Source organism: Embleya sp. L77 (genome assembly GCF_055557415.1).
In genome coordinates, this window is the sequence record NZ_CM145710.1 from 2,773,987 (window position 1) to 2,789,747 (window position 15,761).

General features: G+C 71.8%; 10 protein-coding genes. 5 read left to right on the forward strand and 5 right to left on the reverse strand.

What is annotated here, in order from left to right:
• Positions 1-314: 314 nt before the first annotated feature.
• Genes ACZOOI_RS41680 through ACZOOI_RS41690 form a run of 3 tightly spaced genes read left to right on the forward strand, consistent with a single transcriptional unit; the run spans position 315 to position 5,131 of the window.
• The gene (locus ACZOOI_RS41680) at positions 315-1,493 is read left to right on the forward strand and encodes an acyl-CoA dehydrogenase family protein (RefSeq protein ID WP_465282030.1); all 1,179 of its coding nucleotides are present in this window, start codon (positions 315-317) and stop codon (positions 1,491-1,493) included.
• Between the two features lies 1 nt (position 1,494).
• Entirely contained in the window at positions 1,495-4,359 is a 2,865-nt protein-coding gene (locus ACZOOI_RS41685) for an amino acid adenylation domain-containing protein (RefSeq protein WP_465282031.1), read from the forward strand.
• Positions 4,352-5,131, forward strand: a complete 780-nt coding sequence (locus tag ACZOOI_RS41690) for a thioesterase II family protein (protein ID WP_465282032.1) — start codon at positions 4,352-4,354, stop codon at positions 5,129-5,131. The genes ACZOOI_RS41685 and ACZOOI_RS41690 overlap by 8 nt, the downstream gene beginning before the upstream one ends.
• Positions 5,132-5,174: 43 nt before the next feature.
• Here ACZOOI_RS41690 and nrfD read toward each other — a convergent pair whose 3' ends face one another.
• Genes nrfD through fdh form a run of 3 tightly spaced genes read right to left on the reverse strand, consistent with a single transcriptional unit; the run spans position 5,175 to position 10,268 of the window.
• Positions 5,175-6,110 carry an NrfD/PsrC family molybdoenzyme membrane anchor subunit gene (nrfD, locus tag ACZOOI_RS41695; RefSeq protein ID WP_465282033.1) on the reverse strand — a complete coding sequence of 312 codons (936 nt, stop codon included), beginning with the start codon at positions 6,108-6,110 and terminating at the stop codon, positions 5,175-5,177.
• A complete protein-coding gene (locus ACZOOI_RS41700; RefSeq protein ID WP_465282034.1) occupies positions 6,107-7,006 on the reverse strand; it encodes a 4Fe-4S dicluster domain-containing protein in 900 nt (299 codons plus the stop codon). The genes nrfD and ACZOOI_RS41700 overlap by 4 nt, the downstream gene beginning before the upstream one ends.
• A 1-nt stretch (position 7,007) precedes the next feature.
• Positions 7,008-10,268, reverse strand: coding sequence for a formate dehydrogenase (gene fdh / locus ACZOOI_RS41705; protein WP_465282035.1), 3,261 nt, complete (start codon positions 10,266-10,268; stop codon positions 7,008-7,010).
• A gap of 606 nt (positions 10,269-10,874) precedes the next feature.
• Here fdh and ACZOOI_RS41710 point away from each other — a divergent pair.
• Both ACZOOI_RS41710 and ACZOOI_RS41715 read left to right on the forward strand, forming a co-directional pair.
• On the forward strand, positions 10,875-11,807 hold the full coding sequence (locus ACZOOI_RS41710; RefSeq protein WP_465282036.1) for a carbohydrate kinase family protein: 933 nt from the start codon (positions 10,875-10,877) through the stop codon (positions 11,805-11,807).
• 209 nt (positions 11,808-12,016) lie between these two features.
• Positions 12,017-14,128 (forward strand): trehalose-6-phosphate synthase, encoded by a 2,112-nt coding sequence (locus ACZOOI_RS41715; protein WP_465282037.1) that lies wholly within the window; start codon positions 12,017-12,019, stop codon positions 14,126-14,128.
• A gap of 164 nt (positions 14,129-14,292) precedes the next feature.
• On the opposite strand, the gene ACZOOI_RS41720 is transcribed toward ACZOOI_RS41715, so the two are convergent.
• On the reverse strand, positions 14,293-14,943 hold the full coding sequence (locus ACZOOI_RS41720) for a hypothetical protein (protein ID WP_465282038.1): 651 nt from the start codon (positions 14,941-14,943) through the stop codon (positions 14,293-14,295).
• A complete protein-coding gene (locus ACZOOI_RS41725) occupies positions 14,940-15,734 on the reverse strand; it encodes a hypothetical protein (RefSeq protein WP_465282039.1) in 795 nt (264 codons plus the stop codon). The genes ACZOOI_RS41720 and ACZOOI_RS41725 overlap by 4 nt, the downstream gene beginning before the upstream one ends.
• Between the last annotated feature and the right edge of the window lie 27 nt (positions 15,735-15,761).

Below are 15,761 nucleotides of genomic sequence, written 5' to 3' on the forward strand. Positions count from 1 at the left end.
GGCATTCGGGTGGATTCGATGGCGAAGCGAAAGACCGTGGACATTTCTTGTTTGGCGGGCTGGGCAGCGGGCAGCAGCGCGGGTTGCACCGTTTCCCGGTGATTTTTGGGAATGCGATATCGGCACTTGACATCCGCCGGGATCGACTCCGCACACTGGGTGTATCGATTTCTATTTCCGGAATTCGATCATCCGGTTCGCCGGTTCGCCGGTGTGCAGGGATGGCGGCGGCGACCCGGAATTGCGCGCGGTATTTCGGGTGGAGACCCGACCGCATCCGGGCCGGCGATCGGCCGGGATCCACAGGAGGTTGAATGCAGGCCGCAATGATCACCGACGACGCGGATGTACGCGCCCGAGTACGGCGGATACTCGACCGGCCGCGACTGTGCGAGGAACGGGAGGAGATCTGGACGGCCGCCGCAGCCGGGGGAGGCGACCTCCCGCACGCCGAGGCGACCTATCGCGCGCTGGGCGCCGCGGGCCTGCTCGCCCCGCACTGGCCGCGCGCATACGGCGGGCTGCACGCCGACCCGTACGCCGCGGCGACGGTCGCGGAGGAACTCGCCCTGCACGGCGTCCCGGACAGTGTCCGGGTGAACACCGTCGACAACGCGGGAGCCACCCTTCTCGCGGCCGGGACCCCCGAACAACGGGCCCGACATCTGCCGGGCATGGCCGCGGGCACGACCGCCTTCGCCGTCTTCTACACCGAACCCGAGGTCGGCAGCGACCTCGGCGCCCTCGCCACCCGGGCCGAGCCGAGCGGGAACGGGTGGCGGCTGAACGGCGCCAAGGCGTGGAACGCCCGTACCTCGTCCGCCGAGTTCGCCATCTGTGCGGCCCGGACCGCCGGGGGCGGCAACAAGTACGCGGACATCAGCCTGTTCGTGCTCCCGCTGTCCGCCCCGGGCGTGCACATCGCGGCGGTCCCCACAATCAACCCCGAAGTGTTCTTCCACGTCCGGCTCGACGACGTCGCCCTGCCGCACGACGCGTTGCTGGGACGGCCGGGACAGGGCTGGTCATTGCTCTCCCAGGCGCTGGGCCTGGAACGTACCGGCATCTGCTTCGCCGGTCGGGCCCGACGCTGGCTCGACCGGCTGATCGCCTGTCTGCGTGCCGGGGACCGACTCGGGTCCGCCGAGGAACGGCACGCGCTGCGGGCCCTGGACGCCCGGGTCGAGGCGTGCAGGCTCCTGGCATGGCGGGCCGTGCAGGACGTGGCCGAGCGGCGAACCGGTGCGTCCTCGGCCGCGGCGGCCAAATGGTGGGCCAGCGAACTGGCCCAACACGTCGCCTGGTTGTCCTGGGAACTGCTGGGGCCGCCGCCGGCCGGGAGCGCCGGCCATCCGCTGTTCCCCGATCTGTTGCTCGCGGTGCGCGAGGCTCCCGGGCTCACCCTCGCCGCCGGCACCTCCGAGGTACTCCTGAACACGGTCGCAGCCGACCTGCTGGACGGCGACGACCCATGGGAACGGGAAGTGGTCTGAGATGTTCGTCCGCACCGCGTGGCAGCGGCGGCTCGTCCGCGACTTCGACACCGCCTGGCAGCACTGCGTCGGCGACGACGCCCCGGAGCAGGCGCGAGCGCAACTGCACCGCAACGGCTGGCACGACCTGCTCGTGAGCGCCCGGGACGGCGGCCTCGGCCTGGGCGGCCCGGAGGCGGCGCTGCTCGCCGAGAGCCTGGGCCGCGCCCTGCTCCCCGGCGAGGCGATGGACCCCGTCCTGGTCGCGACCACGCCGGCCCGCCCACACACCCCGATGCCGACGGGTGACGCGTGCCCCCGGGTGGCGATCTGCCCACCGACCCACCCCCGCGCCACCGGCGCGGACGGGTCGATCGGGTACCTGCTGCACCGGGTACCCGACCTGCTCCTGCTCCCCGAAGGCCCCACCCGGCTGCGCACGATCGCGCGCGGAGACCTGGTCGGCCGGGCGCACGCGGGTCTTGCCGGTGACCTGTGGGCGGTCGCCCCGCGAGCGCACGCGCTCGGGGAACCCCCGCCGGGAACCTGCGCCGACGCGGGAACCCTGTGGGCCCGGGCGGTCCTGCTCCGGGCCGCCCACCTGCTCGGGATCGGCGCCGTCGCGGTGACCGCCGGGCTCTCCCGGGCCCGGCAACGAGACCAGTTCGGCCGCCCCATCGGCCGCTACCAGAGCGTGGCCGTTCCGCTCGCCGCCGGACGCGCCCGACTGGAAGGACTGCGCCTGGCGATCGGCGAGCAACTCCTGTGCCTGGAGGAGGATCCCGACGACGCCGCGGGTGTGCTCGGCCGCGCCGAGGCGATCATGGCGGCGCTTCGCCCCCTGGTCCGCGACTGTGTCACCCACGGCCTGCACGTGCACGGCGCCGCGGGACTCGCGGAGGAGCAGACCGCGACCCGGTGCTATCGCCGCTTCCTCGCCGAGACCCCCGCACAGCCCTCGTGGCCGCAGGTCGGCGAACACCCATCGGCGGAGCCCCCGCGCCGCCCCCGCGTGGTCGGCCCGCCCGTACCCGCCGACCCCGTCGCATCGGCCCGGCGGCGTGAGCCGCACGCGGTCGAGGACACCGCGGTCGCCCGCCCCGGTGACGCGACCGTGCACGGACTGTTCGAACAGGCCGCGGCCCGGTACCCGGACCGCCCGGCGGTCCGGTTCGGCGGCACGACCTCGGACTATCGAGAGTTGAACGAACGCGCCAACCGGCTCGCGCACGTCCTGCGCGAACACGGTGTCGGCCCGGACACCCCCGTCGGGGTCTGCCTGGACCGCGACCTCGACGCGATCGTGGCGATCCTGGCCGTGCTCAAGGCCGGCGGCGCCTACGTGCCCATCGACCCCGAATACCCCCCGGCCCGCATCGCCTTCCTGCTCGAGGACAGCGCGGCCGTCCTGCTGCTGACCCGCGCGTGGATGCGCGACTGGCTCCCCGCCACGCACGTGCCGATCCTGTTCATGGACCACCTCCGAGACCGCATCGACCGGGCTCCGCACACACCGCCCGACAGTGCCGTCACCGCGGCCCACCTCGCATACGTCATCTACACCTCGGGATCCACCGGGACTCCCAAGGGCGTCGAGATCGAGCACCGCAACCTGGTGAACCGACTGCTCTGGGACGCCCGGAGGTTTCCGCTCACCGCGGACGACGCGATCCTGCAACACACCTCGCTCAGCTTCGACATCTCGGTCTGGGAAATCTTCGCGCCGCTGATCTCCGGCGCCCGGCTGGTGGTGGCCCCGCCCAAGGCCACGCGCGACCCGCACGCCCTGCTCGCCGAGTCGGCCGCGACGGGCGTCACCGTGCTGGCCTGCGTGCCCTCACTGCTGGACCTGCTGGTGGAGGAACGCGAACCGGCGCTCGCCGATCTCCCGGGCCTGCGCTACGTCTTCAGCGGAGGCGAGGCGCTCTCCCCGGAATTGGTCGCCCGTTTTCACGCCGCGACCACCGGGATCGAACTGCACAACTTCTACGGACCCAGCGAATGCACCATCGACGTCACCCACTGGCATTGCCGCCGCACGGACCCCGAAGGACCGATACCGATCGGCACGCCCATCGACAACGTCCGCGTGCACGTCCTCGACGAGTACGGCATGCCGGTGCCCATCGGCTACCCCGGGGAACTCCACGTCGCCGGCGCCGGACTCGCCCGGGGCTACCGCGCCAGGCCCGGTCCCACCGCCGAACGTTTCGCCCCGGATCCCTTCGCGCACACCCCCGGCGGCAGGCTCTATCGCACCGGTGACGTGGTGATCCTGCGCCGCGACGGCGCGTTGGAGTTCCTCGGCCGCTCCGACCACCAGGTCAAGATCCGCGGCCACCGGATCGAACCCGGCGAGATCCAGGACGCCCTGGAGGCCCACCCGCACGTGCGCACGGCCGTCCTGAACGTGATCGACGGACGCATCGAAGCGCACGTGGTCCCCGCCGAGGGCGTCGAGTTCGACGAAGGCCGGCTCCGTGCCCATCTGCGCGAGCGCCTGCCCGAGTACATGCTCCCCTCCGGAATCGGCGCGCTCGACGCGATCCCACTGGAGACGAACGGCAAGATCGACCGCCGCGCGCTGCCGAACCTGGCGGCGCGGCGGGCCGCACCGGACCGGGGCGGCGAGGGTGACGAGGGCGAACGCGCGCTGTCCGCCCTGGCCGCACGTGTGCTCGGCGTCGAGCACGTCGCACCGACCGACGACTTCTTCGCCGCCGGCGGAAGTTCGCTGCACGCCGCCCGCTTCGTCGCGCGGGCGCGCCGCGAACTGGGCATCGACATCGACCTGGAGAACTTCCTCGCCGCACCGACCGTCGCCGCGGTGTCCGCACGATCAAAGCAGCCCCACGACACGACGACGGCGGGAGACGCCGATGCCTGAGAGCAATCGCTGGATCCTGCCCATGCCCGAGCCCGATCCGGACTGCCGGGCACGGTTGTACTGCTTTCCGCACGCCGGAGGCGCAAGCGGCACGTACGCCGGCTGGACGGCGGACCTGCGCCCCGAGTTCGACGCCCGCCCCGTCGTCCTGCCCGGCCGCGACACCAGGCCCGACGAACTCGTACCGGCCGACATGAGCACCCTGGCGGACGCGGCGGCGGACGGGCTGGCCGAGCACATGCGGACCGGGCCCGCCCTGCCGTACGCGCTCTTCGGCCACAGCCTCGGCGCGATCACCGCGTACGAAACCGCCCGGCGCCTGAGCGCGCGCGGCCGGCCACCCGCGCTCCTGATCGTGTCCGGCAGCGAAGCCCCCTGGCGAACCGGCGAACGTGCCCGCGACCGCCACCGGTGGCCCGACGACGAATTCCTGGCCGAGATCGCCCGACTCGGCGGCAGCGCGGCGGCCGGCCCCGAGGAAACCGAACTGCTGCGGGCGATCCTGCCGCGCCTGCGCGCCGACTACACGATCGCCGAGACCTACACCCACGTGCCGGGCGCGCCCCTCACCTGCCCGATCGCCGTATACGCCGGACAGGAGGACGACCTGGTCGCCGAGGCGAGACTGCCCGAGTGGGCCCGGGTCGGCCCGCCGACGTCGCCACCCCTCGTCCGGCGCTTTCCCGGAGGGCACTTCCTCCTCGACGACGCACGCCCCTTCGTGCTCCGCGCATTGCGGACGGACCTGGCCAAGGCCCTGGAAGGCGGCTGAACAACCGTGTCGTCCCGCGACCCGCACCCCCGCCCCGGGCGGTTCAGGTGCGGGCCGCGAGGCGTTCGCGTTGGGGGATCACCGTGTACCTGGGGTCCCGGGCCGAGGCCATGCCCGCGGCGAAGACGCCGAAGCGCGTGCACACCGAGCCCGCGAGCAGCGCCGCGCCCGAGGCGGCGGCGGTGATCCGGCGTGCGGTGGGCCCGACCGTCCGGGCACCGGACACGGCCGCGCCGAGTGCCCCGGCAGCGGTCAACACCTCGGCGGCCCGGATCAACCGCCCGGCCCGGCCCCGGCGGTACGTTTCGGCGACCACGCCCATGCGGGCCCGCATCCGGCGCGCCGCGACCAGGTCCACGACCGCGCCGCCGACCGCGGTGCGCCGGGCCGGACCCGCCTGGCCGGGCGGGGTGGCGAGCAGGGCCAGGCCGGACGCCGCGCTCGCGGCCGATCCGGCGAAGACGAACGGAAGTTCGCGGTGGCCCTCGTGCCACGCCGGTACGGCGGTGTCCGCGAACAGGACCGCGGTGTAGGTGGCGACGGCCGGGCCGAGCAGGGCCGCGCCGGCGGTCGCGGTGCGCCCGACCCGGGGGAGCAGGCCGCACACGTCGGTGACCGCGGCGACCCCGGCGGCGGGACCGTACGCCGCGAGCAGCCACGAGCCCATGCTCATCGGCGACGTCGGCTTGAACACGCGCAGCATGTTCGCGAAGCGTTCCGGCCGACCCAGGTCGTGCACGAGGGCGACGGCCGACAGCGAGATCCCGCCCAGCGCCGCGACCTTGCCCACCCGCGCGAGCGCCGGGCGTCCGGTCGCCTGCGCGCCCGCCGCCAGCAGCGAGGACGCGCCCGCCAGACCACCCAGGAAGACGTAGCCGGCGATGTCGGTCGCCGCCCACACCGGTGCCTTGACGATCGGTCGCCCGTAGTACGACGTGGTCTCGACCTCGGGGACCATCCGCGTCTCACCGCGCGTCATCGCCGTCCTCCCCGGGACACGAACGCGGCCGCGACCCCGGCCGCCAGGGTGAGCGCCGCCGCACCCGCGTGCCGCCACATCGCGGGCAGATCGCGCGTGGTCACCACCGGATCCGGCGGCAGACCGTAGACCTCGGGCTCGTCCAGGAGCAGGAAGAACGCCCCGTCACCGCCCACCCCGTCCGCGGGATCCTCGCCGTACAACCGCGCCTCGGGCACACCGTCGGCATGCAGGTCGGTCACCCGCTCCCGGGCCGCCGCGCGCAACTCCTCCAGCGGCCCGAACCGGATCGACTCGGTCGGACACGCCTTCGCGCAGGCCGGTTCGGCCCCCACGCCCAGCCGGTCGTAACACATCGTGCACTTGAACACCCGTCCGTCCTCGGGACGTTGGTCGATCACGCCGTACGGACAGGCGGGAACGCAGTAGCCGCAGCCGTTGCAGATGTCCTGCTGGACCACGACCGTGCCGAATTCGGTCCGAAACAGCGAACCGGTGGGGCACACGTCCAGGCACGCCGCGTGCGTGCAGTGCTTGCACACGTCGGAGGACATCAGCCAGCGCATCGCATCGCCGGCCGGCGCGGAGGCATCGCCGTCCGCGGCCCGCACCGGCCGGTCCTGCTCGATGAACGCGACGTGGCGCCACGTGCTCGCACCCAGGCCCGTGCTGTTGTCGTAGGACATCCCGGTGAGTTCGAGACCGTCCTGCGGGATGGCGTTCCACTCCTTGCACGCCACCTCGCACGCCTTGCACCCGATGCACACCGACGTATCGGTGAAGAAGCCCATTCGCGGCGGGTGCGCCTCGCCCCATCCGGTAGTGCCCGCCGGATCCCCCGGCCCGGCCGCGGGATCCCTCGGTGCGCGCCCGATCCCGCCGATGAACTGCGCCATGTCAGACCTCCGTTCCGGTCCGCTCGGTGATCCCCGCACGGCGGCGATACCCGGCGACGAACCGCAACAATTCGGGCCCACGCGGGCGCCGACCCGGTCGGATGTCCGCGCTCATCGCTTTGACCTCCTGGATGTGCACGTTCGGATCGAGCGTGATCGAGGCCAGCTCGTTGGCCGCGTCGCCCCGACTCATCCCGTTGGGGCCCCAGTGGAACGGCAACCCGATCTGATGCAGCGTGCGTCCGCGCACCGTCAGCGGCCGCATCCGTCGCGTCACCATCACCCGGGCCTCGATCGCGGTCCGCGCGGTGACGATCGTCGCCCACCCCATGTGCTCCAGGCCGCGCTCCGCCGCCAACTCCGGCGACACCTCGCAGAAGAACTCCGGCTGCAGTTCGGCCAGATAGGGCACCCAGCGACTCATCCCACCGGCGGTGAAATGCTCGGTGAGCCGATGCGTGGTCACCACGAACGGGAACACCTCGCTGCCCGGCTCGTCCCCGCTGGGATGCGACCGATTGTGCCGACGAGCGAACACCTGACGGACCGGGTTGCGCGAGTGCTCCGGATGGAGCGGGTTCACGAACGGCGAGTCCTGCGGCTCGTAATGGGTGGGCAACGGGCCGTCCACCAGCCCGGCCGGCGCGTACAACCAGCCCTTGCCGTCCGCCTGCATGATGAACGGATCGTCGCCCGCCAGCGCCTCGGCGCCGCGTGCCCCCTCCGGCGGTCGGTAGTGCGGGGACTTGTCCGGCGGGAAGTCCGGCACATCCGGACCGGTCCAGCGCCCCGCCTGCTCGTCCCACCGCAACAACGCCTTGCGCTCGCTCCACGGCCGGCCGTCCGGATCCGCGGACGCCCGGTTGTACAGGATGCGCCGATTCGCCGGCCACGCCCACGCCCACTCCGCCGCGAGCCAGTCCTGCTCGGTGTGCGGCTTGCGCCGCGCGGCCTGATTGACCCCGTCCGCGTACACCCCGCAATAGATCCAACAGCCGCACGACGTGGACCCGTCGTCGGCCAACTCGGTGTAGGCCGACAGGTGTTCGCCGTCGGGTCCGAAGCCGTTGATCTCGGCCAGGATCGCCTCCGCGGCCGGGTCGTCGTAGCGTCCCTCGGTCGGATAGTCCCAGGTCAGATCGAGCACCGCACGGTCCATCGGGTCGGTGGAGTCGGCGAGTTGCGCGCGGATCAGCCGGCCCAGGTGGTACACGAACCACAGATCGCTGCGCGCGTCGCCGCTCGGTTCGACCGCCTGGTGATGCCACTGCAACCAGCGATTGGTGTTGGTGAACGAGCCCGACTTCTCGGTGTGCGACGCGGCCGGGAAGAAGAACACCTCGGTACCGATCTCCTCGGTACGCATCTCGCCCGTCTCGATCTCGGGCCCGTCCCGCCACCACGTCGCCGATTCGATCAGTGAGAAATCGCGCACCACGAGCCAGTCGAGCTCCGCCATCCCCATGCGCTGCATGCGCGCGTTCGCCGAACCCACCGCCGGATTCTCACCCATCAGGAAGAAGCCCTTGCAGACCCCGTCCAACTGCGCCATCACCGTGTCGTAGGTGCTGTGCGAACCGGTCAGGCGCGGCACATGACCGAAGCAGAAATCGTTCTCGGCCGTGGCCGCGTCGCCGAAATACGCCTTGAGCAGACTCACCGTGTACTTGCGCATGTCCGCCCAGTAGCCCTTCTCGGCCACCATCGCCTCGATATAGCTGTCGAGGTCCTCATCCACGTGCGCGTGCGGCATCGGCAGATAACCCGGCAGCAGATCGAACAGGGTCGGGATGTCGCTCGACCCCTGGATGCTGGCATGCCCGCGCAGAGCCTGGATGCCCCCGCCGGGCCGACCCACATTGCCCAGCAGCAACTGCAGGATCGACGCCGTGCGGATGTACTGCGCGCCCACGGAATGTTGCGTCCAGCCCACCGCGTACACGAAGGCGGAGGTGCGCTCGCGACCGGAGTTCTCGGTCAACGCACGACACACCCGCAGGAACGTCTCGGCGGGCACACCGCACGTCTCCTGGACGAACTCGGGTGTGTAGCGCGCGAAATGGCGCTTGAGCAACTGATAGACGCAGCGCGGATGGGACAACGTCGCGTCGCGCGGCACGTTCGTGTGCATCGGCGCACCACCCGAACCGTGCGTCTCGCTGCGCCCGGCCTCGGACACCTTCCGCCGACGCTCGCCCGTCCGGTCGTCGCGGCGCGCATCCCGATCGCCCACCGCGGGCTCGACCGGACCGCCCTCGTAGGCCCATGAACTCTGGTCGTAGGTACGATTCTCCACGTCCAGGCCGGAGAACACCCCGGCCAGATCCTCGGTGTCCCGGAAATCCTCGCCGATCAGCGTCGCGGCATTGGTGTACGCGAGCACGAACTCGCGGAAGTCCTTGCCCTCGGTGAGCACGTGGTTGATCACGCCGCCGAGGAAGGCGATGTCCGACCCGGCCCGGATCGGCACGTGCACATCGGCCAACGCACTCGTACGGGTGAACCGAGGGTCGATGTGGATCACCGTCGCGCCGCGCTTCTTCGCCTCCATCACCCACTGGAAGCCCACCGGGTGCGCCTCGGCGTAGTTCGAACCCTGGATCACGATGCAGTCGGAGTGCTGAAGGTCCTGCATGAACATCGTCGCGCCGCCGCGACCGAACGTGGTCCCCAACCCCGCGACCGTCGAGCTGTGACAGACCCGGGCCTGGTTCTCCACCTGCACCACGCCCAGGCCGGTGAACAGCTTCTTGATCAGGTAGTTCTCCTCGTTGTCCAGTGTCGCGCCGCCCAGACTCGCGATGCCCAGGGTGCGGGCGACCCGCTTGCCGTCGCTTTCCCACTGCCACGTGTCCCGGCGGGTGCGCACGACGCGATCGGCGACCATGCGCATCGCGGTGTCCAGGTCGAGTTCGCTCCACTCGCTCGCGTACGGGGCGCGATAGAGCACCTTGTCCCGACGGGCCGAGCCGGTGGTGAGCTGGAGCGTCGCCGAGCCCTTGGGGCACAACCGACCCCGACTCACTGGCGAATCCGGGTCGCCCTCGATCTGGACGACGCGCTCGTCCTTGACGTAGACCTGCTGCCCGCAGCCCACCGCGCAGTACGGGCACACCGACGGAACCACCCGATCGGCGTCGGCGATCCGCGGCCGCAGGTCGGCGGTCGCGGCCGAACGCGCCGCGGTGCCGCGTCCGAGCCGGTCGGCGCCGGTGAGCTGGCGTCGGACGGGCCACTCGCGCCACCACGTACGTGGGTCCACATCAGCTCCCTGCCGGTCTTGGGCCACGACCCGAGACGACTACCCGAGCCGCCGGCGGCCATTCCTGGCATATGGCCCAAGCGGCCGTGTCGGTCCGGGGGCGGAGGGGGTCGGTGCCGCCCCGGCCCGGGGGCGGGAGCGGGTCGGTGCGGCGGGTGTGGTCCGGGCGTTCCACGGCTGCGACACCTACGCACCACAGGCGGCGCGGCGCTCAGTCGGGACGCCCACGACACCCGTACCCGCCGGCTGCGACGCATCCGCACTCCGGCCGTCTCTCGATCGTCGAACGCAGGGTTGAACCGATCCTCGACTTCGACGGTAGCCCCGACCGCCCGGCATCACGAACCGGTCACCGGCCCGCTCCCGGCGCGGGTGCGTCCGGGCGATGCCGTGCTGTCGTGTGGATGGGATTCAGGGCTTTGCCAGGCCGGGGGCAATGTCGATCCGCAGGGGAGCCGACCAGTCCGCAGCACAGACGACCTCGGAGTCCGACGCGGTACACGCCCCCAGGACGGCCACGGTGCCGAGGATGCCTGCGGTCGTCGATAATCCTCTGCGCACGATTGGGGTCCATTCGTTGTGCCGGTCGGGAGTGATGACGCGGGTATGGGTATAGCGGAAGTTCGTTGCGAGGTTCTGGTTGCCGGAGCATATTTCGCCGACCTGATCTTCCGTGATCTACCCCGCGCGCCTGCCGCGGGGCGTGAGACGTTCGCGGGTGGGTTCGAGATGTTGCCCGGTGGGGCCTTCAACCCGGCGGTGGCGCTGCACCGGCTGGGGAACGACGTGGTCTGGGCCGCCGATTTCGGCGAGGACGAGTTCAGCCGGTACGTCCTGGCCGGGGCCCGGGCCGTGGGGCTGGACGAGTCCGGATTCCGGTACCACCAGGGTCCGTTGCGCAGTGTCACGGTCGTGCTCTCGGATGCCGCCGACCGGGCCATGGTCAGTTTCCAGGACCCGGTGACGCCGCGACCACTGGACGAACTGGTGCGAGCGTATCGGCCGAAGGTCCTGGTATTGCCGGAACTGCGGCACGGCCCGGGAGTCGCGGAGACGCTGCGGGTGGTGCGAGATTCGGGCACGTTGATATTCATGGACTGTCAGGACGTCCCGGTGACGCTGGAGACCGCGACCGTGCGCGAAGTCCTGTCCCAAGTCGACGTCTTCGCGCCGAACCTCGACGAGGCACGGCGCCTCACCGGGGCCGCCACGGCGCACGACGCGGCGACGTTGTTGGGTGAACTGGTGGGCACGGTCCTGATCAAGCGCGGCGAACAGGGCGCGTTGGCGCTGCGAGCCGAGGGCCGGTTCGCCGTTCCCGCCGTGCCGGTTCGCGTCGTGGACACCACCGGGTCCGGCGATTGCTTCAACGCCGGTTTCGTACACGGCATTCTCGCCGACTGGGATCTGCCCCGGTGCCTGGCGGCGGCGGTGGCCTGTGGATCGGCGGCCGCCACGTCGCCGGGGTCGAGCGGGGCCCCGGACGCCGACACCTTGTCCGCGTGGCTTGCGAAGGTCGGCCCCGTGTCGTCGAGTTGAGCGGTGCGTGCGAGCGGCGCAGGTCACATCTCACCTTTGGTAGTCGCGGCACTCCCCACGGTTTCCCGCACGTGTTAGCGTTCGTTGATCGTCGGTCGACCACGCTCTCCGACCCACCGGGGCGGAGGGCGTTTCGCGTGCGTCGACCAACACCCGTTCGTGGGTGCGGTGTTCGAGGCATGCGAATCCGGTCGGTCGGGGGGTACGCGATGGCAGTCCTGGTCACCGATCTGGACGGCACGTTGTTGGGTGGCACGGACGCCGAACGCCGTCGGCTGCACGGGATTCTCTCGCGTCATCCGCAGATCACGGTGGTCTTCGCCACCGGTCGCGGACTGGCCTCGGTGCGCGAGGTGCTCGCCGATCCGCTCGTGCCCAGGCCACGGTGGATCATTGCCGACGTCGGAGCCAGTGTGGCCGACGGCAGGGACCTGAGCACCGTCATGGATGTGCAGTCCCGGTTGCGCGAGGGTTGGCCCGGTGCGGCCCGGGTGCGTGACGCGCTCTCCGGATTCCCGGCCTTGAGGTACCAGGAAGGGGTGGCGCAGGACGGACGGTGTTCCTTTCACCTGCGTCCGGGCGACCTGACCGGCGAACTCGTCTCCGCGGTCGCCGCGTTGGGGTGCTCGTGGGCGTACTCGGCCGATCGGTACTTCGACGTGCTGCCGCCGAGGGCGAGCAAGGGTGCCGCGATGCAGGCCCTGGCCCGCGCGCACGGTTGGGCGCCCGCGGACGTGCTGGTCGCCGGCGACTCGCTGAACGATCTGTCGATGTTCGGAATCGGCGCGCACGGCGTGGTGGTCGGTGGCGCCGAACCCGCCCTCGGTCGGGCGGTGGCCGGGGACGAGACGGTGTACCGCACCGAGCAGCACGGCGCGGCGGGGATCGTTGCCGGCTTGCGAAACCTGGGCTGGGTGGCGCCGGAACACGCGTTGGTCGTGGGCTACCACCGGCCACCACGGGTGTGGACATCGACCGGTTGGCGCGCTCCGACCAGCCCGAACGGAATCCTGCCGACCCTGTGTGCGGTTCTGGGCGCCGAACGCGGGGACGACCGCGACGTCTCGGCCCTGTGGGTCGCGGGATCGGTGGTCGACGACGACCTGCCCGATCCGGACGTCGGGGAGCACGGTCTTCGGCCCGCCCTGTCGCTGGAACGCTTCGATCACGCCGCCTGGTCCGCGTACTTTCACCGAGCCTGCAAGGAGACGTTGTGGCCGGCGCTGATGTCGCAGCCGGAACGCATGTGCTTCGACAGCGCGGCCTGGACCGAGTACCGCACCGTGAACCGCCGCTTCGCCGAACACATCGCGGACCGAGCCGCCGAGCGGGCGATTGTCTGGCTGCACGACTACAACCTGTGGCTCGTGCCGGGACTGCTGCGTGCCGCGCGGCCGGATCTGCGGGTGGGACTGTTTCACCACACGCCCTTCCCGCCGGTGCGGGTCTTCGATGCGCTGCCGGTCGCGGCGGAGGTGCGGACGTCGCTGACGGCGCTGGACTGGGCCGGATTCCAGACCGAGGCATTCGCCGCCAACTTCCGGGCCACCCTGGGCGAGAGCGATGCGCCGCCGCGGGTGGGCGTGCATCCGCTGGGCGTCGACCGTGCGGCCATCGACGCGCAGGTCCGGGCCCGAGGCCCGCGCGCGCGGTCCCGCGCGGGGCGGCTGGTGCTTTCGGTCGAGCGCCTGGACTACGTGAAGGCCCCCGAGCGCAAGGTCGCCGCCGTCGCCGCCCTTCTCGCAGCCGACCCGGCCCTGCACGGCCGCCTTCGGTTTCGACTCGTCTGCCCGCCGCCCGAACCGGGCATCACCGCCTACGACTCGACCCGGGTCGCCCTCGAAGACCGCATCGCCGACGTCAACGATCGGTTCGGCACCGCGACCTGGCAACCGGTCGAATACCTCCCGCGCAACCTCTCCTTCGTCGAGGTTCTCGACGAGTACCTCGCCGCGGACGTGTTCTGGGTGACCTCGCTCCAGGACGGGATGAACCTCACGGCGAAGGAGTTCGTGGCGGCACAGTCGGCCGCGGGCGGCTCCGGAGTGCTGGTGCTGTCGCGCTACGCCGGAGCGGCCGAGCAACTCGGCCGCGGCGCGCTGCTGACGGATCCGCGCTCGCCGACCGACCTCGTGCGAGTACTGCGGCGGGCGTTGCGGATGGCTCGGCGCGAACGACGTGCGCGCATGATTCGGCTGTCCACGGCCCTCGGGCACGAGCACCCCCGGCACTGGGCGGCCGGGATCATCGCCGCCATCGAGGGCGGCGCCCCCGACCCGGGCCCACCACCCGTCGCGGCCTCGGCCGCGGGCACCGCCTGACGCCCGCCGGCGCGACCCGCCGGCCCGGCTTGCGACGTGCGACGGAGAACGACCGCGTCCCGTGCGGCCGTTGCAGGCGGCCGTACGGGACGCGGGGTGTGCGATGGAGCCGACCGGGTCGTCGCCGGCGTGCTACCGCGGATGTCTCGGTGGGTCGGGCGGCGTCACAGTGCGCTGCACTGGCCCGCCTTGGGGCCACTCACTCGGTTCGGGAAGCCGCCATCGGTCGGGTTCGGTGTGTTGAGGCGGCAGTTCAGTGGGCCGCCGACGGTGTTGCCCGCCACGTATGTGCCGCCCTTGTCGAGCGTCAGGTCCAGCGGTCCGCCGATCCTGGACCACAGCACCATGACCGGACCGGTGCTGCCGCCGACCGCGACCGGCCCGCCGACCGCGGTGTCGGCCAGGATCACTGCGCGTGCCTCGCGGGCGGAGACCGGGCCGGTGACGGTCGAGCCCGTCGAGACGAGACCGGCGCCGGGCCCAATCAGGATCGGGCCCTTGACCGTCGCGTGGTCCAGGCAGGTGATGCCCGACGTGATCGCGAGCGGCTTGCTGCTCGTGCCGCGGATCGTGGTCGTGCATGCGCTCGCGTCGATGTCGCCGACCCGGACCGCCTGTTCGGCCTTGACACCGCCGACCGTGTTGGCGTCGCCGTCGCCGAACGTACCGACGATTCCGTCGCGGACCAGGACCTGTCGGCCGCCGACCGCCACCGCCACCTCGCCGAAGGACGCACGCGGCCGGTAGCCGACGCCGACCCGGTCGCCGGCCCGGACGCCGCGAAGCCGGTCGGCGCCGCCGTCACGGCCGATCAACAGCGTGCTGCCGGCGGCGACGGCCCGCTGCCGAGCCGGTCGCGCACGGCGACCACGAGCCCCTCGCGGATCTCGACCTCGACCACGTTGCCCGCGCCGCCCGCCACGTTGGCCAGGGACGCGTTGCCCCACGCCGACGTGAAGACGCCGACGCCGCCCTCGGGCAGCGCGTGGGTGTTGACGCCGGAGAGCGCCACTTCCCGACCGTCGGGCAGGGTGGCCTTGCCCTCGAGGAACACCTGTGCCATCCGGGCGAGTCCGTCGGTGCCCACGGTCACGGCCTGGTTCCGATCCCGGACCGGGGCGTGGATCAGGCCCTCCTTTCGGGACACGCCGACGCCGAGCGGGGCTTCGGAGGCGTTCATGTCGAAGTAGTCGCCGTTGACGGCGGCGACGGCCCCGGCGTTGTGGGCCTGCTCCGACACGGTCTGACGAGTCGTCACCTTGCCGGAGGACAGGTAGTCGACGCTCAGGCCCTTGGTGTTCAGGTCCGCGACCAGGACCTGCCCGCGAATCCAGCCGGCCCTGCCGATGCGGTCGAAGGAGGTCAGCGTGAGGCCGGGCGCGACGGGGGTGACCTCGCGCCGGGTGACGACGGACTCGCCGGGACGGTCGAGCACGAGCCCGGCGGCCGGACCGCCGACCTGCGGCCCCTTGGCGGTCGAGGGGACCTCGTCGGCCCGGGCCGCGGGCGCCACCGACGTGAGGCCGGCCACGAGCAGGGTGGTCAGGGCGAGCGCGGCCATCGCCGGGTGGCGGGACGGGCGAGCACCCATGAGGGGTGGTGACACGGGGACTTCAACTCCTCGACGCATGCG